General features: G+C 61.2%; 19 protein-coding genes, 2 pseudogenes and 1 other annotated feature. Of the genes and pseudogenes, 15 read left to right on the forward strand and 6 right to left on the reverse strand.

Annotated features, from left to right (window positions below):
* Positions 1–16 precede the first annotated feature (16 nt).
* The gene (locus NCS58_RS22075) at positions 17–925 is read right to left on the reverse strand and encodes an alpha/beta fold hydrolase (RefSeq protein ID WP_061119048.1); all 909 of its coding nucleotides are present in this window, start codon (positions 923–925) and stop codon (positions 17–19) included.
* 77 nt (positions 926–1,002) lie between these two features.
* On the opposite strand from NCS58_RS22075, the gene NCS58_RS22080 reads away from it, so the two are divergent.
* A complete protein-coding gene (locus NCS58_RS22080) occupies positions 1,003–1,398 on the forward strand; it encodes a MerR family transcriptional regulator (protein ID WP_061119047.1) in 396 nt (131 codons plus the stop codon).
* Between the two features lie 28 nt (positions 1,399–1,426).
* Here the strand turns inward: NCS58_RS22080 and NCS58_RS22085 are convergent, their stop codons facing one another.
* Both NCS58_RS22085 and NCS58_RS22090 read right to left on the reverse strand, forming a co-directional pair.
* A complete protein-coding gene (locus tag NCS58_RS22085; RefSeq protein WP_061119046.1) occupies positions 1,427–2,827 on the reverse strand; it encodes an MFS transporter in 1,401 nt (466 codons plus the stop codon).
* A 59-nt stretch (positions 2,828–2,886) separates the two neighbouring features.
* Complete coding sequence (locus NCS58_RS22090; protein ID WP_061119095.1) at positions 2,887–3,636, reverse strand: SDR family NAD(P)-dependent oxidoreductase; 750 nt, start codon at positions 3,634–3,636, stop codon at positions 2,887–2,889.
* A gap of 216 nt (positions 3,637–3,852) precedes the next feature.
* Between NCS58_RS22090 and NCS58_RS22095 the strand changes: the two genes are divergently transcribed.
* The 7 genes and pseudogenes from NCS58_RS22095 to NCS58_RS22125 form a co-directional block, all read left to right on the forward strand.
* Positions 3,853–4,440: a nuclear transport factor 2 family protein gene (locus NCS58_RS22095; RefSeq protein ID WP_409219317.1), complete on the forward strand. Its 588-nt coding sequence runs from the start codon at positions 3,853–3,855 to the stop codon at positions 4,438–4,440.
* Positions 4,440–5,525: a maleylacetate reductase gene (locus tag NCS58_RS22100; protein WP_061119044.1), complete on the forward strand. Its 1,086-nt coding sequence runs from the start codon at positions 4,440–4,442 to the stop codon at positions 5,523–5,525. Before NCS58_RS22095 ends, NCS58_RS22100 begins: the two co-directional genes overlap by 1 nt.
* 10 nt (positions 5,526–5,535) lie before the next feature.
* Positions 5,536–6,402 carry an intradiol ring-cleavage dioxygenase gene (locus NCS58_RS22105; protein WP_061119043.1) on the forward strand — a complete coding sequence of 289 codons (867 nt, stop codon included), beginning with the start codon at positions 5,536–5,538 and terminating at the stop codon, positions 6,400–6,402.
* A 45-nt stretch (positions 6,403–6,447) separates the two neighbouring features.
* Entirely contained in the window at positions 6,448–7,257 is an 810-nt protein-coding gene (locus tag NCS58_RS22110) for a sugar phosphate isomerase/epimerase (RefSeq protein WP_061119042.1), read from the forward strand.
* Between the two features lie 36 nt (positions 7,258–7,293).
* Positions 7,294–8,085, forward strand: a complete 792-nt coding sequence (locus NCS58_RS22115) for an IclR family transcriptional regulator (RefSeq protein WP_061119041.1) — start codon at positions 7,294–7,296, stop codon at positions 8,083–8,085.
* A 92-nt stretch (positions 8,086–8,177) separates the two neighbouring features.
* Positions 8,178–9,176 carry an aldo/keto reductase gene (locus NCS58_RS22120; RefSeq protein WP_250477567.1) on the forward strand — a complete coding sequence of 333 codons (999 nt, stop codon included), beginning with the start codon at positions 8,178–8,180 and terminating at the stop codon, positions 9,174–9,176.
* 460 nt (positions 9,177–9,636) lie between these two features.
* Positions 9,637–9,771: pseudogene (locus NCS58_RS22125) on the forward strand (TMEM175 family protein); the annotation flags it as partial.
* Positions 9,772–9,798: 27 nt separating this feature from the next.
* Here the strand turns inward: NCS58_RS22125 and NCS58_RS22130 are convergent.
* A pseudogene (locus tag NCS58_RS22130) lies at positions 9,799–10,232 on the reverse strand (IS3 family transposase); the annotation flags it as partial.
* Positions 10,011–10,128 (reverse strand) — a sequence feature (AL1L pseudoknot). It overlaps the preceding pseudogene by 118 nt.
* A gap of 379 nt (positions 10,233–10,611) precedes the next feature.
* Between NCS58_RS22130 and NCS58_RS22135 the strand changes: the two are divergent.
* Positions 10,612–11,304: an alpha/beta family hydrolase gene (locus NCS58_RS22135; RefSeq protein WP_061119038.1), complete on the forward strand. Its 693-nt coding sequence runs from the start codon at positions 10,612–10,614 to the stop codon at positions 11,302–11,304.
* Positions 11,305–12,085: 781 nt separating this feature from the next.
* A complete protein-coding gene (locus tag NCS58_RS22140) occupies positions 12,086–12,340 on the forward strand; it encodes a hypothetical protein (RefSeq protein ID WP_143756355.1) in 255 nt (84 codons plus the stop codon).
* A gap of 364 nt (positions 12,341–12,704) precedes the next feature.
* Here the strand turns inward: NCS58_RS22140 and NCS58_RS22145 are convergent, their stop codons facing one another.
* Positions 12,705–13,496, reverse strand: a complete 792-nt coding sequence (locus NCS58_RS22145) for a DUF2182 domain-containing protein (protein WP_061119036.1) — start codon at positions 13,494–13,496, stop codon at positions 12,705–12,707.
* A 2-nt stretch (positions 13,497–13,498) separates the two neighbouring features.
* On the reverse strand, positions 13,499–14,101 hold the full coding sequence (locus NCS58_RS22150; RefSeq protein ID WP_061119035.1) for a DUF1326 domain-containing protein: 603 nt from the start codon (positions 14,099–14,101) through the stop codon (positions 13,499–13,501).
* Between the two features lie 598 nt (positions 14,102–14,699).
* Between NCS58_RS22150 and NCS58_RS22155 the strand changes: the two genes are divergently transcribed.
* Genes NCS58_RS22155 through NCS58_RS22175 form a run of 5 tightly spaced genes read left to right on the forward strand, consistent with a single transcriptional unit; the run spans position 14,700 to position 18,878 of the window.
* Complete coding sequence (locus tag NCS58_RS22155; RefSeq protein WP_061119033.1) at positions 14,700–15,791, forward strand: ABC transporter ATP-binding protein; 1,092 nt, start codon at positions 14,700–14,702, stop codon at positions 15,789–15,791.
* Positions 15,778–16,902 carry an ABC transporter ATP-binding protein gene (locus NCS58_RS22160; RefSeq protein ID WP_061119032.1) on the forward strand — a complete coding sequence of 375 codons (1,125 nt, stop codon included), beginning with the start codon at positions 15,778–15,780 and terminating at the stop codon, positions 16,900–16,902. Before NCS58_RS22155 ends, NCS58_RS22160 begins: the two co-directional genes overlap by 14 nt.
* On the forward strand, positions 16,899–17,795 hold the full coding sequence (locus NCS58_RS22165; protein ID WP_061119031.1) for a carbohydrate ABC transporter permease: 897 nt from the start codon (positions 16,899–16,901) through the stop codon (positions 17,793–17,795). Before NCS58_RS22160 ends, NCS58_RS22165 begins: the two co-directional genes overlap by 4 nt.
* Positions 17,785–18,597, forward strand: coding sequence for a carbohydrate ABC transporter permease (locus NCS58_RS22170; protein WP_061119094.1), 813 nt, complete (start codon positions 17,785–17,787; stop codon positions 18,595–18,597). The genes NCS58_RS22165 and NCS58_RS22170 overlap by 11 nt, the downstream gene beginning before the upstream one ends.
* Positions 18,597–18,878, forward strand: a complete 282-nt coding sequence (locus tag NCS58_RS22175; protein WP_061119030.1) for a DUF2160 domain-containing protein — start codon at positions 18,597–18,599, stop codon at positions 18,876–18,878. Before NCS58_RS22170 ends, NCS58_RS22175 begins: the two co-directional genes overlap by 1 nt.
* Position 18,879: the final 1 nt, after the last annotated feature.

Consider the following 18,879-nt stretch of genomic DNA (forward strand, 5'->3'; position numbering starts at 1 on the left):
CTCGTAAGACGCGACTTCATTGTTGCGACACCGACCTGACGAACTCGGCCAGATCGCGATTGAAACGCTCGGGTTCCTCGATGAACGGCGCGTGACCCGAGTCCGCGTACTCCTTGCTGACGATGCGTGGATTCAGCACGGCCGCGCGAGCCAGCGTCGCACGCCTGTCGACCAGCGCGTCATGGCCGCCGTAGATGAAGAGCAGCGATACGCGCGCCTTGCCGAGCCCCTCCGCAGCGAAGACCGTCATCGTCGGCACTTCCTTTTGCATGTCCCACGAGGCCATCGCGGCGTTCGCGAGCAGCCGGTCGAATGTATCGGCGTCAGGCCGATGGTTGAAACAAAGGCCGACGAACGTGCGTTCACCGTCGAGATGCGTCTTCAGATCGGGCGAATTCATGTCTCGATAAACCTCGGGGTGATCGACGATCTGACCCGGGGCGAGTTCGACCACGCCGTCGACGTACACGGCGCCCGCGATCGCGCGATCGCCATACTTGGCGAGGTAGTTCGATATCACCACGCCGCCCAGCGACCAGCCGACCACGACGGGCTTGCGCGCGTGTGAGCCCTGTATCACGGCTGCGAGGTCGTCCCCCCAACGGTTTCCGTCATGATACGGCTCCGGGCCGGATGGCTTATCCGACAGACCATGACCGCGCAGATCGTACGTAATGATCCGGTATTGGCGCAATTCGGGACTCTGCACCTGCGCGTCCCAGTTCAGGCGGCTGCCGAGTAGTCCGTGCACCAGAATGATGGGAGGGCCATTCGGATTGCCGCTTTCCTGAACCGCCAGCTTCACCCCATCCGTCGATGTAACCGTATAGCTTGCCGGCCGCGCGCTTGTGTCGGGTGCGCACGCGAACAGCGTCGCCGCAGAGAACGCGGAAGTCAAAAAGTGGAGGAACGTTCGTAAGCTCATTGTCTTTCCTGAGAGCGTGTCAGTGCGCCTAGTCTCAACCCTTACACCGATGTGAGAGTCAAGCGAATTGTGCTACCTTGCTTTTCACGAAAAACACGTCTTCTCAGGAACTGCTGACGATCGGACAACTCTCGCAACTCACCGGCGCGAGCGTGCGATCGCTCCGGCATTACGACGAACATGGTCTGCTCGCCTCGGTACGCGCGAGCAATGGCTATCGCATGTTCCCCGAGAAGGCAGTAACGCAGGTCAAGCAGATTCAGCGCATGATCGCGACCGGTTTCACCATCGACGATATTCGCGGCTTTCCGGATTGCATGCTTCTGAGCGAAGGCGCCCGCTCATGCGACCAGATCACCGAGGTCCAGCGGGTAAGGCTCGAAGCTATCGAACGTCAGATCGCGGACCTCGAAAAGCGTCGCGCGCGGCTCGTCAAGACCTTGCTCGAAGGTGCGGTACCGCCCGTCACCTGACGCGGACCGCGGTACACAGAGATCGCCCTCATACGGGAACATTGGACGCAGTTTTCTTCCTGCGAATGTCCGCACGCAGGCTGTCGTACTCCTCCTGACTGATCGGCGATGCATCTCGCTGGCCGAGCGCGCTGACGGGCAGCCGGTAGGTTTCGCGCGCCGTCCATGCACCCAGTGCGCCGACACCGCAGACGATCAGCGTGATCGTCCCGACGATCAACGGAATGTGCTGCGTGCCCGGCGGGACGGCAGCTGCGATGAACGCCGGCAAGATCGCGGTGATGGCCGTGCCGATGTTCTGGCCGATCGCCATGGCGGTAACCCGGATACGCGTCGGGAACAGTTCAGGCATGAAGCTCGGATATACCGCGTTGAAGCACTGATACACCACGCCCCACATTACGATCGCGATGCCGATCGCCAGCATGGCGTTGTGCAGACTGATCGCATAGAGATACCCATACGACAGCAGGCCCGATGCAAGCGCGCCGAATATGATGAGCGGCCGGCGTCCCCATCGATCGGACAGACTGCCTGCGAAGGGAATGAAGAACATCGCGGTCAGATTGGCGAGCAGTGGAATCCAGAGAAAAAAGCCTTTCGAAAGACCGATACCGTAAGCGGGCTGCACCGCATAGGCCGCGCCGAAGATCGAAGTCACCGCGAGGATGATCGCAATCAACGCGATTGCGGCGATGCGCACGATATCTCGCCAGCCATCGCGTAACGCTTCCTTGACGGGCGACGCGGGAATCCGCCGATGTTGCGCTTCATCGACGAAAGCCGGTGTCTCCGACACTTTGCGCCGAATTACATAACCGGCTACGAGCACGAGCACACTCAGCAGGAACGGTACGCGCCAACCCCATGTCAGGAATTCCTTCTCGGGCAGATAGTAGGCGAGCGGCATGAAGATGGCCGCAGCGAACACCTGTCCGGCGGTCACGCCCTGCATCGCGTAACTGGCGAAGTAGCCGCGACGGCCGAGCGGCGCATGCTCCAGCACGAGGGAACTGGAACCGGAGATCTCCCCGGCGACCGCGAAACCCTGGATGAGCCGCAAGATCACGAGCAGGATCGGCGCTACGAAGCCCGCTTGCGCGAATGTCGGCAGAAGACCCACAGCGAGTGTCGACAACCCCATCATGAACATGCACGTGAGAAGCAGGTTCTTGCGTCCATGTGTATCGCCACGACGGCCGAGCACGAATGCGCCGACTGGTCGTGCAAGATAGCCGACGCCATAAGTCGCGAGCGACGCGGCGATCGCAACGCGGCTGTCTCCGGAGGGAAAGAAGAGTTGGGGAAAAACCAGCGCGGCGGCTTGGGCGTAAATGAAATAGTCGTAGTACTCCAGCGCCGAGCCGATCCACGCGCTCGCGGTGGCGGTTCGTGCCTGATTGCTGCTCTGCTGATGCGTCAGTGCCATTTCGTCTCCTGCATGTGTCTTGTCGGTGATCGGAACAAAGCTCGCGTTGGGTTGCGGGCTCAATACGTCGCACGGCCGCCTGACAGGTCGAAGGTGAAACCGGTCGTGAAGCTGCATTCGTCGCTCGCGATCCACGCCACCATGGCGGCGATTTCCGGAACGGTCAAAAACCGCCCCATCGGAATGCGTGCCTTGCTGGTCTCGATGTGCTCCTCCGTCATCTCCCGGAAAAGATCCGTTTCGGTGATCGCAGGCGCGATGCCGTTGACCGTGATGCCCGTGCCGGCCAGCTCGCGCGCGATCGATTTCGTCAGACCGATGACACCCGCCTTCGCCGCGGCATAGGCGCAAATGTTCGGATGTCCTTCCTTGCCGACGATCGACGCCACGTTGACGATGCGTCCCGCCCCGCGTTCGCGCATGTGTGGTACGGCGAGGCGACAGGTGTGGAAGACGCTGTTCAGATCGACGGCGAGAACGCGGTTCCATGCGTCGAGCGGGTAGTCCTCGATAGGCATGACCGGTCCATTGATGCCGGCGTTGTTCACGAGTATGTCTACATGACCGAACGACGCGAGCGTGGCGGCGAACGCTGCGTCGACGGAACGCGCGTCGGCAAGATCGACGGCCTGCACGAGTGCCGCGGGCGAGTGACCGCCTGCTACGAGCGGTGAACAATCGATATCCCAACAGGCGACGCGGCAGCCTTCGTCCGCAAGACGCTCTGCGATGCCGCGCCCGATGCCACGCGCGGCGCCCGTCACGATGGCCGTGCGTGTTTCGAATCTTCGTTGCTTTACCGGTTGCATTTCCATTTCCTTTGTTCCTGTCCATAACCTGGTTCCCATGCTAGAAACACGGATCCGGCCCGTCAACGGTGATGTCGACATTCATTCACATAGGGAAACAAACTAGGGAATGTCCCGGTTTGCGACAAAAACCGCTTGACCTGGCGTGCTCTTAAGCACCACCATGGAAACTCATTCCTATGTGTGAACATCGAGGACCGACAGATGGAGCAGGCGATGATTGATCGATTGACGATCCGTGAGACGATCGAAAACTGGGCGGTGTGGCGAGATGCGGGCGACTGGGAGCGTTTCGCGACACTCTGGCATCCGGACGGCCGTATGATGGCGACGTGGTTTCAGGGAAGCGGTCGCGAGTTCATCGAAGTGACGAAGGCCGGTTGGGCGAATGGCGTGAGCATCCTGCACTTTCTGGGCGGCACGTCGATCGAAGTGAGCGGCTCGCGTGCCATCGCTCAGACCAAGATGACCATTTCGCAGCGTGGAGAAGTCGAAGGCACGTTATGCGACGTCGTGTGCACCGGCCGCTTCTATGACTTCTTCGAGAAGGTCGAAGACCGATGGCTGCTGTTGCTTCGTCAGCCCATCTATGAAAAGGATCGTCTTGATCCGGTCGAGCCGGACGCCCGTCCCGTTCTCGATGGGGCGCTGCTGCGCGAGTTTCCCGCTGGCTACCGGCATCTCGCGTATATGCAGACCCGCATCGGCTACAAGGTCAAACGCGACATGCCGACGCTGACCGGCCCGGAGGTCGAAGCGCTCTATGCGCGCGGCCGCCAGTATCTGCAGAACGGAGCGCTGTGATGGAGGACGTCTCGCCGATGCGCTTCGATTACCACGCGCTGCCGGCACGCGTACTGTTCGGTGCGGGCAGGCGTCGGGAAACGCCTGAAGTCGCCCGGCAACTGGGCTGCACGCGTCCATTGATCATCTCCACGCCGGAACAGAAGGACTTGGCTGACGCCATCGCGTCGTTGTTCTCCGAGGCACAGGTGCATGTCTTCTCCGAGGCCGCGATGCACACGCCGTGGAACGTGACATCGCGTGCGCTCGCCGTCGCCCAAGGGACTGGCGCCGACTCCCTGATCGCTGTTGGCGGCGGCTCGGCGATCGGCCTCGCGAAAGCGCTTGCGCTGCGCACCGGCCTGCCGCAAATCGCGCTGCCCACTACGTACGCCGGCTCTGAAGTCACGCCGATCATCGGCGAAACGCAGGACGGCGAGAAACGTACGCGTCGTACGCTCGACGTGTTGCCGGAAGCCGTGATCTACGATGTCGAACTCACCCTGACGCTGCCCGTGCGCTTGTCGGCGTCGAGCGGTCTGAACGCGATGGCTCACGCGGTGGAAGCGCTCTATGCCGTAGACGCCAATCCGGTCACGTCGATCATGGCTGAACAAGGTATCGCGGCCCTCGCCACCGCGCTGCCCGAGATCCTCGCCAATCCCGCCAGTCGTGACGCGCGCAGCCGCGCCCAGTACGGCGCGTGGTTGTGCGGAACCTGCCTCGGCTCCGTCGGCATGGCGCTGCATCATAAGGTGTGTCACGTACTGGGCGGCACTTTCGATCTGCCGCATGCCGACACGCATGCGATCATGCTTGCGCACATCGTCGCCTACCAGGCTGGCGCGGCGCCGCATGCAATGCGCCGCATCGCATGCGCGCTCGACACCGATGACGCATGGACCGGACTGCACGCGCTCGGCACCAGGCTGCGCGTTCCCCAGTCTCTTGCCGAGATCGGCATGCCGCACGAAGGCATCGGGCGTGCGGCCGAATTGGTGCTGCGAGAAACCTATGCGAATCCGCGCGCGCCGGACCATGACTCGATCAGGGCAATGCTGGAACGGGCATGGCGCGGCGCAGCACCACAACCCGATTCGCTGTGAGGAAAACGCGATGCGCAATTTCAACGAAGACAACATCACCGCAGCGGTCATCGAGCGTCTCGCGGGAAGCAAGAGCGAACGCGTGCACAAAATCAGCGACGCACTGGTTCGTCACCTGCATGCGTTCGTGAAGGAGATCGAGCCAACCGAAAACGAATGGGCCGCTGCGATTCGCTTTCTTACGCAGACTGGGCAGATGTGCACCGACACCCGGCAGGAGTTCATTCTGTTGTCCGACACGCTCGGTGTATCGATGCTCGTGGACGCGATCAATCATCGCTATCCGGGCGACGCGACGCAAACCACGGTGCTCGGTCCGTTCTATGTCGAAGAAGCGGCTACGCTGCCGCTGGGCGCTTCAATCGCGGATGGCGAGCCGGGAGACCCTCTGCTGGTAGAAGGCACCGTACGCGATCTGCGCGGAGATCCGATCGCGGGCGCACGGGTAGAGACGTGGCACGCGGACAGCCATGGCTTCTATGACGTGCAGAAGACGGCGGGCAAGGCGGAGCTACACATGCGCGCGCGCTTCCTGACCGATCCGGACGGCTCGTTCTGGTATCGGTCGATCGTGCCTGCGGCCTATCCGGTTCCGAACGACGGCCCGGTTGGCCGCATGCTCGATGCGCAGGGGCGGCATCCGTACCGCCCGGCTCACGTGCACTTTCGCGTCAGTGCTCCCGGCTTCCAGACGCTCGTTACGCATGTGTTCGTGAGCGGCGACGTCTACCTGGATTCCGACGTCGTGTTCGGCGTGAAGGACGCACTGATCGAGCCGCTGGCGCCGCTCGCACCGGGCCTGAGTCCGGCCGGTCACCGCGTCGAAGTCCCGACCGCCCTGCTTGCCTATGATTTCGTGCTTCCGCCTCGGAAGTGATCGCTGTGCGCCTCGAGCCATTTTTAATGTTACGGACGCGTTCTCATGCATGAACTATCGCTGCATCATCTGACCATCCTCGACGCGCATCCGCTGCAACTCGTCGATGCGGCAGCCGCTGCGGGATTCGAGTATTGCGGCTTGCGGCTGATCGCCCCTACCGCTACGGATGCGATCGTGGACGTCGCGAACAATCCCGCACTCATCCGCGAGCTACACGCGCGACTCGACGCAACCGGCGTCAGGCTACTGGATATCGAAGCCATCTGGCTGAGCCCGCAGACGGATGTCGCGTCACTACTGCCCGCACTCGAAGCGGGTCGTACGCTCGGTGCGCGGCACGTGCTCTGCGTCGGCAACGACACCGAACGCGATCGCCTGCGGGACAACTTCGGCCGTCTCTGCGAGGCGGCGGACGGTTTCGGCCTTTCGGTCGGACTCGAAGCGATCACGTACTGCGCGGTCAGCACGCCGGCCGACGCGCTCGAGCTCGTGCGATCCAGCGGACAGCCGAACGCGCGGATACTGATTGACGCACTGCAATTCTTCCGTTCGGGCGCAACGTGCGAGCAGATCGATGCGATCGACCCGGCGCTGATCGAATACATCCAGATTTGCGATGCACCGAGCGCCGCACCGCAGTCTCTCGAAGCGCGGAGAAAAGAAGCGAGAACGGCCCGGCTGCTACCCGGAGATGGTGAATTACCGCTGCGCGAACTGCTGTGGAAACTGCGGTCTGATCTTCCGCTCGCTGTCGAGGCGCCGACGCTCGCGCTACGTGGCCTGCCGTTCGACGAACAGGCGAGACACATCCAAGCGCGGATGCGGACGTTCCTCGCTGGTCCAGTATCATGACGCCAAGGTGTTTCCATAGGTAAACAGGAGCTGGATATGCTGTTGGAAGACGAATCGAATGGAGTGGTGAAGTCGGCGGATCGGGTGCTCGACGTGATCGAGTTGCTCGCGCGATGGGGACGCGAGATGTCCCATGCGGAAATCGCGGAAGCGCTGGACATACCGAAGAGTTCGCTGACCAAGCTGCTCAAGAACCTTACGGCTCGTGGCTTTGTCGAATTCGTCCCTGTCACCAAGGGTTATCGCCTTGGCGAAGCGCTGATCCGGCTTTCCCAGCAGTCCACCCATAGCCGTTCGCTCGTCAGCTGCGCGCAACCGGTGCTGGCAGAGATTACACAACAGACGCTGGAGTCCTGCGCGCTCAATCAGCTCAAGGGCGACCAGGTGGAAGTCGCCGCGACGGTGACCAGCCCGCAACGGCTGGTGTCGCATCTGCGACTCGGCGATCTTGCGCCGCTTTATGCTGTGTCGGGCGGAAAGGTGATTCTCGCCTTTCTTCCGGATCAGATGCGCAGCGAGTACATCAAGACCGTGAAGATGCAAGCCATCACATCAAAGACGATCACAGCAAAGAAGGCGCTCCTCGCACAGATCGAAACCATCCGACAGACCGGGGTCGCCTATTCGATCGACGAATACACGCAGGGCATCGTCGGCGTGGGCGTGCCGGTGTTGTCATCGTCGGGCTTTCCGCTTGGATCGCTGAACGTCGCGATTCCGTCGGTACGTTATTCGGAACGTGTCGGCGCGCGGGCCGTCGCCGTTCTCAAGGCCTCCGCGGAACGCGTGCGCCGCGATTACATCGCCGCAAACGAACATACCAGGTAAGCTCGCCGACGCATTTTCGGCGGCCAGCGTCTTTGCGGCAGCCACCATATTGATGCCATTCTGTGAATACTTTATAAAGGATGCCGAAATTAATGAACGCGAGAATTGCAACGCCGAATGGAACTGTTCGGTTTCCTCGGGTGGGAGTCGGAGCCGGCAGCCTCGCGAACGCCGCGGGCGAGCAGGCGTTCTCAGACATGATTCATGCCGCGTGGGCCAGCGGCGTCCGATATTTCGATACCTCAGCGGCTTATCTTGGCGGTGAAAGCGAGCAGCGGCTCGGCGCGGCGCTGGCTGAGTATCCGCGAGACGAGCTGTATGTATCGACCAAACTCGGCAGGTACTTGAGCCAGCCTGGCGCAAGCTCCTTGCCAGGTGGTAGCGACTTCTACCTGGACTACACGTACGATACGACGCTGCGATCGGTCGAGCGCAGCCTGTCGCGGCTGAAGGTCGATCGTCTCGATGCCGTTTTTATTCACGATCTCGATCCCGGTTTTGCCCGAACGGCGTATCGCGAGGAACTCATGACGGCCGTCGAAGGTGCGTTTCCCGCCTTACAGCGACTCAAGGATGAAAAAGTGGTTGGCGCGATAGGTGTCGCCAGCATGGACTGGCAGGCCTGTCTGGACTTCGCCGAACTGGCCGGCGTCGATGTCGTCATGCCGGCGGGAGAGTACTCGTTGCTTCGCACCGGCAGCACCGCATTGCTGCAGCACTGCGCCGAGAACGGCATCGCCTGGATCGCGGCGTCGCCATTCAATTCGGGGATTCTCGCGACCGGTTCCCGTCCCGACGCCTTCTACAACATGCGCCCCGCGACGCGACCGGCCCTGTTGCAAACGGAAGAATTGGAACGTATTTGCCAGCGCCATCACGTCTGCCTGGCTACCGCTGCCCTGCTCTTTCCGCTGCGGCATTCGGCGGTAAGCACGATCGTTTTCGGCGCAAAGACCGCTGATGAATTCAGCGAGTCCTTCGCCCGCCTCTTTGAAAACCCTTCCGATGAGTTCTGGCAGGAGATGGACGCATACCTGACCGAGACGAAGGACTGGGAAGGACGGTTAAGCGGGGGTCGACAGGGACCTTAAGCACTTTGACTCGCGAAGGACACCGTCGGGACGCTATTTGCCGCAGCTCCATTGACGGTGGCGCTCGCTAACTTGAGACCAGGACTTTACGGCCTCCTTGTTCTCATGGTCCCGTTGGGACTGGGACAACTCGACAAGCACTGGGTAAGTTGCGGTGGCGGCCAATAATCACCACGCTGGCACGCGTAACCGGGCCCGGTTCTATGACGGACGTTGGTCGTCTTGGCGCATCTTTACTCATCCTCCGTTTGACGATTGACCGAAATGCGAACGCCATCGTTCGATGGCTCGCACGCCACTCGCCTTTCAAACTCTTGATCCTGGCGAGATGTCCGACGCACACGCGTAGAGGGCTTCCGATTGGCTTCGGCCAAAAGCGTCATACTGTAAGTCAGACTGTCCGACAAAGATTACGCGTGCTGTGCCGCGAGGAGCGGCTCCGGCGTGCGAAAGGACTTACATGACGCTACGTAGGCTTAACCAATCTACCGCCGCGGAAACGCACGGTGCCGAGCGGGGACTTGACCGCTTCGAGGGAATCAGCGACGCGGTCTTCGCAATCGCGCTGACCCTGCTGATCGTCGAGATCAAGGTCCCCGGATCTCCCGAGGGCATGCATGGCTACAGCGACCTGCTTCATGAGCCGTTCGACCGTGCAGCGAGCCACCGCGATACGCTCTCGGTTCAGCTGCTTCCAGACTTTATCCGCTCCATAGACACGCATGTTGGCTTGCCAGATACGCTGGATCTCGGGCCGCAGGCGTTCATCGCGTATGGCACGAGCGCAGCGGCGCGACGCCCGCGAAGCTGCGCAGCATGGCGCCGGTAGCCCGACGGAGCAATCCGCAAGACCTTGCAGATCGGCTCGACCCCCGAAGGTGTCGCGATGCTGATCGATGAAGGCCTTCAGGACTTCAGGCGGCGGTCGAGCTCCGCCTGGGCGAAAAACGCACTCGCCAGTTTCAGAATCTCGTTGGGGCGGCGCAGTTCCTTGACTTCACGCTCCAGCGCCTTAAGATGTTCGCGTTCCGACGTGCTCACCCCCTCGCGCTCGCCGCCCGAAAACCCGGTCGTAATCGCGCAATGGCGGCAATGCGGTGGCCTCCGGATTGAGCTTTTGATCACAGCCGAATTCATTGGAGCATCCCGGTGAGACGCGCCTCCTCGATGCACCTGAGCATCTTTTTCGGCGGGGTGCCGTGAACTTCCTTTAACGCTGATTGCAGTGTCGCAACAGCTTGCTGACAATGATGCAGGCGTGCTGATACCCAGATGTCTCAAAGCGCGGATGACGTTGCGGCCCACAGGTCGGGCTTGCGGTCGTCAACCGACACATCGCGACTGCGGCGCCGTTCACGATAGGCGCACGCTCCATCCCCGATGCCTCATTGATGCAGAATCGGCGCAAAGGCCACAACGACACGACCTGAATACGATGGACGACCCAGAATCGCTTTCCCTGGCACTGCCCGACGGCACTAAGGTCTCCGCGCTCCTCCGAGTGCCGGAGGACGCGCGAGCCCTGTATGTCTTCGCGCACGGCGCCGGGGCGGGCATGCAGCACACCGGCATGTCGTCATTGGCCGACGCGCTTGCGGCCGCCAATGTCGCCACATTGCGCTACCAGTTTCCGTACATGGAGCGGGGCTCCAAGCGGGTGGACTCGCCGGCCGTGGCACATGCTGCCGTGCAGGCAGCCGTCGCAGAGGCGCGCCGGAGGCTGCCAGCCCTGCCGCTCTTCGCGGGCGGCAGGTCGTTCGGCGGCCGCATGACGTCCCAGGCCCAAGCCATCTCCCCGCTCGAGGGCGTGCGTGGCCTCGCTTTCGTCGCGTTCCCGCTGCACCCGGCGGGCGCGCCCGGCGTAGAGCGGGCACACCACCTGGCGGACGTCACGGTACCGATTCTCTTCCTGCAAGGCACGCGCGACAAGCTGGCCGAGCTTCACCTGCTGAGGTCGGTCGTTCAGACGCTGGGGCCACGCGCCACGCTGCATGTGGTGGACGACGCAGATCATTCGTTCCACGTGCGCGCGTCCTCCGGCCGGACCGACGCGGAGGTTGTGCTCGAGCTGGCACGGACGATGTCGGCGTGGTTCTTCGCCGAAGGAGAGTTCGTGCGCGTTACCTGAGCAAGCACAGGAATGCTTGTAGCAGAGTCGGGACGGCGAGCCGGCGAACTCGCCGTGCTGGACTCGCCCGCTCAATCCCTTCGCTATCCGGAGACGGTCTGTCGCATAGCCACGATAAGCGACGCCTGTCGCGTCGGCGACGTTTTCCCAGTGGCGAGTGAAAACTAGGGCAATCAATCCTCGTCAACTTATATAGGCCCGCTTGGCGAACCTATGTCGATCTAATCGTCGCGTTCTCTGCTGGTATGGCCCTAATCCTTGGCGCGATCGGATTGGCGTTTCATTGGCTTCCAGGCTGACGACTGCGCTGGTCCTCTGATCTTCTGCCAACAGCGAGTCTCGGTGCTACTTCCAATGTCAGAAGTAGCATCTGGGGCCGATGCCGACCCTGAACTGCCGTTCGAATCTGCGCAGCCGTAACGGTCGGTCCCAAGTTGTAGCCGCCCATCATTCAGCTACGATCCCCAGCCAGCGCTTCCCAGGATCAAGGCAAAACTCTTCGCCCTGAATTTTTCCGACGACGAGTTCAATCCCGACTCGCTACAGGTCCTCGAGAGACTTGTTCCGACGCTTCAGCAGGGCCGGTTCGTCGTGCAGCAGGGCACATCGTCGTCGCCGGGACATTTCACCATGACGCGTCCCGACCTGTGGGCGCAGCATGTGGGCGGATTCTTGCAATGGCTGGGCGATACGCCCTCACAAACAGGCAGTAGCGCTGCCCTATAGGTACGAAAGAACGGTCGCCTTCGACGAGCATCGGCATCGGCATCGGCATCGGCGGATGGAGCAATACTCGCCCCAGTGCCGAATGACCGTGTGCCGGGTTGACCTGTATTCGGAGAGTCCAAGCAACGCCACGGACGAAGGTATCGAGTCGGGCGAACTGATGCGCATTTTGCCAGACTACTGGCGTCCCGCCGACGTGTGGGCCATATCGACGGCGCGTTCGTCAGCATCTGCGAAAGTGCGCGTGGCCGTGGATTTTCTGCGCAATCAACTCAGCGCGGGTTCATTCGCGTTGCGGCGGCTGTCGTGAAACTCGTCAGCCAGCGATTCTTAGCCGGGCAGCTGCATTTGTCGTGCGCGCGACGCAATGTAGGTACCAGGCCAGCTCGAGTCGATCCAGTTCGGTCCGCCAAGCGGAGTCAATGGCCGTCCTGAGTTCCTTCGACCATGCGCCAGGGACGCCTACTTGGGCCGCACACCGGGAGGAAGTCAAAGGTCACGAAGTCTGCTCATGCAGTCTCGCTGCCTGAGGAATCGCGGTGGTAGCGCGTCGTCGACGACGAAATCGTTGGGCTTGATCTTCAACTTTGCGGATCTTCTTTTTCGCTCTTGTGCAGGAAACGGGAAGGCATGCAGAGGAAGCTACGTAAGGTCGAGCCGATGTTGGCATCTACTCAGACGATACGGGCATTCCACACCACGATCCCTGCGGACCACACAAGCAACGCGACACCGAGCGGCTTGCCGATGAACTTTCCCAAGCGCAAATTCTTCTCGGCCGCCATGATCGCACCCAGCGCAAGCATCCAGCCAACGCTTCCTGTGCCGACGGCGAACATCAGCAACATGAGCGCCCAGCAACAGCCGATGCAGAAAACGCCGTGTCTCGCCCCGAGCAGAAAGCTCTCGCGGCACGGATTCCGGCCGTGCCAATGCTCGATGAGGAACATGAGCGGCGAGCGGCATTTGTCAAGACAACGGTGTTTGAACGTGCTGAATTGATAGACGCCAGCCAGCGCGACGATGGCGGCGCCGATCAGCCACCCCTCCGCGAGCAGCGTCGTCGATCGCTCCACGAGCAGATGGAGTGCGGCATCGAAGCCATGCGCGACAAGCCCGAACGCGGCCCATGCAGCCGCGTAACCAGAGATGAGCAACGCGACTAGCGTGCGCCCTTTGGTGCGTGAGAGGGTCATCCGCCTGAAGCAGTCGAACAAAGGAAAAGCGGTCGGCAACATCATCGCCGCGATCATCAGGAGCCATGCGGCGCTGTGCAGCGACGCTACGATCGTGACGCTGGCAGCGGGCACCGCGCGACATATCGGGCCAACGCCCGGCAGTTCGCTCCAGCTCGCATGATGCAGGTAGCGCGCATACGGCCCAGCATCCCACGACCATAGCGCGATCCACGCACTTGCTATCAAAGTGGAAAAGAGCAACGCGAAAAGCCGCGAGCGAAGGCGCATCTTCACGACGTAAAGCTGAACGATCCCTGAATGGCGTTATGCCCCGTCAAGTCGAGATCAAGATTGAGGGCTTCGTGTCGCAGCCGAAACGAGTTCGCCCGGCCGACGAAGGCGGGCGATCCGGGTATCGTCGAGAAGATGCTATCGACAAGTTTCGTTGGCTCTCCCGTTGGACCCCGATAGGGCTCCAGTTCGGCCTCGATGGTTTCGCCGACCTTCATCCTGCCCTTGCCGTCGACGACCGAATATTCAATCACAGCCCGTTCCACCGATACCATCTCGCCGATCAATTTCACGATATCCGCAAGCGGTCCACCGCGTTCGCCACGGTGCGCGCTCACCAGCGCGTTGAATTGCGCCTCGCTTGCTTGCTCGTCGACATACATTGCGACGCGCCAACCGCCTTTCAGCACGTTGCCAGGAATGAACGCGGCGAACGCGACCGTCACCCCGGACACATCGATATCGTCGATCAAGCCTTGCTCGTAGTGGTAGGCGATCGCGCTCCGGCATATGCCGTTGTCGGGATCTTCCCCAATCCAGCACGGACATAGCACGTTGCATTCGCACACTTCAAGAATGCTGCCCCTCACTCGATAGCTCATATGCGCCTCGTTTGCTGGTTGACTTCAGCCACGAAGAACGTCGTGGGACACTTCTTGTTGTAGGTGTTAAGCGGTCGGGAATCAAAGTCTCCCGAGAAGCGTTTGAATTAAGGGGTTTATTCAGTCACTGCCTTTTCCGCACCGCGAAAAAGCGAGCGGCTGCGTGGGGCAAGCTCGAGCCCGGGGGCTACATGCGTTTCGTCCGACTTCCGTGATCCCCTCTCGTTGCCAGCTTCCGTCAATGCGGTTACCGAGACCATCTGCTCAGCTCGAACCTTCAGATCATCGATGATCCCCAGACGCTCATCCTCTCGCTCCAAGTTCATGCTCGCCACTTCGTCCAGCCGCTTTTGGCTCCGAGCATCTTTGCGATACCGAAAATCGTATTGACAAAGCTCGGTGCTGCCATCCTCGATCTCCCCCACCCGCCGACGATGTTCTCTAATTCTTCCTGTCGTAAGGTTTACCCCGATTTAAACAAAAACCAACAAAAGGGACATTTTGGCTGCTGCATGTAATCGATGTGCAACCCAACTGACGCCACCTTAAAGCGCCGGCTTCTGCGACTGGCGTCGCGCACGCCGCAAAGGAGAGCGATTTGGTCCTGGAACTGGAGCGAGTCAGTGTCGTTTCTGGCGGGCAACCGTATCTTTACGGCGTGGATTTGCGCCTCGTCCCCGGCGCCATCAATGTGCTTCTCGGACCCACGCAGGCTGGCAAAACCGCGCTGATGCGCGTCATGGCGGGTCTGGACAGGCCGAACGGCGGCCGAGTGCTCGTCGACGGCCAGGACGTGACAGGCGTCAGCGTGCGCCAGCGCAATCTCGCGATGGTCTATCAGCAGTTCATCAACTACCCGGCGATGACAGTTTCCGAAAACATCGCCTCGCCTTTGCGCCTGCAAAAAACCGACCCTGCCGAAATCCGCCGGCGCGTGCAGGAAGTCGCAGCCAGACTGCATATCGACCATTTGCTGGAGCGGCGGCCAGGTGAACTGTCGGGCGGCCAGCAGCAGCGCTGCGCGCTCGCGCGCGCACTCGTGAAGCGCACGTCGCTGGTGCTGCTCGACGAGCCGCTCGTGAATCTCGATTACAAACTGCGCGAGGAATTGCGCATGGAACTGTCTACGCTCTTCGCTGACGGCAAGACGACCGTCGTCTACGCGACCACCGAACCTCTCGAAGCGCTACTGCTGGGCGGCTATACGGCAATCGTCGATAAAGGCCGGGTTCTGCAGTTCGGTCCCACTCTCGATGTCTATAACGCACCGGTCAACGTCGCGGCCGCGGCCGTTTTCAACGACCCGCCTATGAACATGCTGACGAGCGACTGCGGCAACGGCCGCGCGCGTCTGCCGATCGGCGTGGAGGTTCCAGTCCAGCACGGTCCCGCGGCGAACGGCGCATGCCGCATCGGCATCCGGCCGGGGCACCTGCGTCTTCAGGCGAAGTCCTCTCATGCGATCGCCGTTCCGTGCCGGCTCGAACTCGCTGAACTGAGCGGCTCGGAAACGTATCTGCACTTGCGCACGCTCACCGGCGCGGTCGACCTGGTTGCGCAGTTGCAAGGCGTGCATCAGATCGAGCTCGGCACGCAGCTCGACGTTTTCATCGACCCTGACGAACTGTTTGTGTTCGGCGCGGATACCCAACTGGTGTCCAGCCCGGAGGCGGCTTATGGCGTGCATTGAGTTCCAGAATCTCGCGCACGCGTACAGACCGAGCCCCGCGACTCTCGACGACTACGCGCTTCAACCCATGAGCATGGTCTGGGATGCCGGCGGCGCTTATGCGTTGCTCGGGCCATCGGGTTGCGGCAAGACCACGCTGCTGAATATCGTGTCGGGGCTCGTCAAGCCGTCGGAGGGCAAGGTGCTGTTCGACGGACGCGACGTGACGGCGCTCGGCGCGCGCGAGCGCAACATCGCCCAGGTGTTCCAGTTCCCCGTGGTCTACGACACGATGACCGTGTTCGATAACCTCGCGTTTCCGCTGCGCAATCGCAAGATGTCAGCCGCCGAGGTCACGAAGCGCGTGCACGAAGTCGCGGATATCCTCGATATGACGCGCGACCTGCCGAACAAGGCGAGCAATCTGGCCGCCGACGCCAAGCAGAAAATCTCGCTTGGGCGCGGCCTCGTGCGAAAGGACGTCGCGGCGATTCTCTTTGACGAACCGTTGACTGTGATCGACCCCGCGATGAAGTGGATCCTGCGGCGGCAGTTGAAGAAGATCCACCAGCAACTCAAGCTCACGCTTATCTACGTGACGCATGATCAGGTAGAAGCGCTGACTTTCGCCGATGAAGTCGTGGTGATGACAAATGGCCGCGTCGTTCAGAAGGGCGGAGCCGATGCGCTTTTTCTGCGGCCGGATCACGCGTTTGTTGGCTACTTCATCGGCAGTCCGGGCATGAATCTCTGTCCGATCGAGCTCGACGCCGACGGCGCAAGAATCGGCTCGCAGCGCTTGCCGCTCGACGCCGGTACGCTTGCGACGCTACGTGGCGCGCATCAGCAGGCAAACGGCGCGCTCAAGCTTGGGATTCGCCCGGAATTCGTCCGCCTTTCGCAAGAAGGAGGAGCCGGCGCGGTCAACGCGCGGGTGCTGCGCGCGCAGCAGCTCGGCAACTATCAACTGGTTACCGCGCAATGCGACGGCAATGTGTTCAATGCAAGGCTCGAGCCGCATGTGCGGGTTGTCGACGGACCTGCCTGGCTGCATCTCATTGCGCCCGAAACCGTGTTCTTCTGCAATGACGAAAGAATCGAAACACGCATCTCCGAAGGGGCCGCGCGATGAACAAGCCCGTCAATCAGAAAGCGTGGTTGCTGGTCATTCCGGTGTTCATCTGCGTCGCGTTTTCCGCGATCCTGCCGCTGATGACGGTGGTCAACTATTCGGTGCAGGACATCATCGGCCCGACGCAGCATGTGTTCGTCGGTACGGAGTGGTTTCGCAACATCATGACCGACCCGGATTTGCGCGAAGCGCTCGGCAGACAGGTCATTTTCTCCGCGTGCGTTCTGCTGTTTGAGATTCCATTGGGCGTGGGCCTCGCACTTTCGATGCCGGCTTCGGGATGGCGCGCATCGGCCACGCTCATCGTGCTTGCCATGCCGTTGCTGATTCCATGGAACGTGGTGGGCACGATCTGGCAGATCTTCGGGCGCCCGGATATTGGACTGCTCGGTTACTGGCTCAATGGTCTTGGCTTCGACTACAACTACACGGCGAGTCCCACGGCCGCATGGCTCACCGTGCTGGTGATGGACATCTGGCACTGGACCCCGCTCGTCGCGCTGCTCTGCTATGCGGGCTTGCGGGCGATTCCGGACGCCTTCTATCAGGCCGCGGAAATAGATGGCGCAAGCCGTTTTGCGGTATTCCGCTACATCGAATTGCCGAAGATGCGCGGCGTGCTGATGATCGCCGTGCTGCTCCGCTTCATGGACAGCTTCATGATCTATACCGAGCCGTTCGTGCTGACGGGCGGCGGTCCCGGCGACTCCACAACCTTCCTCAGTCAGTATCTGACACAAAAAGCGGTCGGCCAGTTCGATCTTGGCCCGGCCGCGGCTTTCTCGCTGATCTATTTCCTGATCATCCTGCTTCTGTGCTTCATTCTCTATAACTGGATGAGCCGCGTGGGCAAAGGTGGCCTCGCCGCGCAAGGAGACGACCATGCAGGATAGGCGCCGCTGGACGCGGACGTTGATGCTCGTCGTCTATATGCTGTTTGCGCTGATACCGCTTTACTGGATGTTCTCGATCTCCCTGCGCACAAACGAGGAGACCATGTCGACGTTCGCCACGCTGCCGCAGCACGTGACGTTCGAAAACTACAAGGTGATCTTCACCGATCCTTCGTGGTACTGGGGCTACATCAATTCGATCATCTACGTGCTGATGAACACCGTGATGTCGGTGCTGGTCGCGCTGCCCGCCGCGTACGCGTTCTCACGTTATCGATTTCTCGGCGACAAGCACATGTTCTTCTGGCTGCTCACCAACCGCATGACGCCGCCCGCCGTATTTTTGCTGCCGTTTTTCCAGCTCTATTCGAGCGTCGGCCTGACCGACACGTACATTGCCGTCGCACTTGCGCACATGCTGTTCAACGTGCCGCTTGCGGTGTGGATTCTCGAAGGCTTCATGTCGGGCGTCTCGCGCGAGATCGACGAAACCGCGTACATAGACGGCTATACGTTTCCCGCATTCTTCGTGAAAATCTTTCTGCCGCTCATCAAGTCGGGCGTCGGCGTCACGGCTTTTTTCTGCTTCATGTTCAGCTGGGTCGAACTGCTGCTCGCGCGCACGCTGACTTCGGTCAACGCGAAACCTATCGCTGCCGTGATGACGCGCACCGTGTCGGCGGCCGGCATGGACTGGGGCGTGCTGTCGGCGGCGGGCGTGCTGACCATCGTTCCAGGCGCGCTCGTGATCTACTTCGTGCGCAACTACATCGCGAAGGGTTTCGCGATGGGGAGAGTGTGATGTTCACGTGGATGTACTGGACGCCCGAGGTCGCAATCTTCTTCGGCTGCATCGTCGTTATGCTGGGCGGCATGACGGTATGGGAACTGCGCTCGCCGACTCATGAACGCAAGGGCTTTCTGCCTATCGCGACGACTCGCGGTGATCGCCTGTTCATCGGCCTGCTAGCTGCCGCGTATGTGAATCTCGCGTGGCTCGCAATCAGCGCCGAGGGATCGAGTTCCTGGCCGGGCTTCGCAGCCTCGGTGCTGGTGTTGCTCGCAATCATGTGGAAGGGCTAGA

The organism is Caballeronia sp. INML3B, from assembly GCF_023631305.1.
GTDB classification, from domain to species: domain Bacteria; phylum Pseudomonadota; class Gammaproteobacteria; order Burkholderiales; family Burkholderiaceae; genus Caballeronia; species Caballeronia turbans.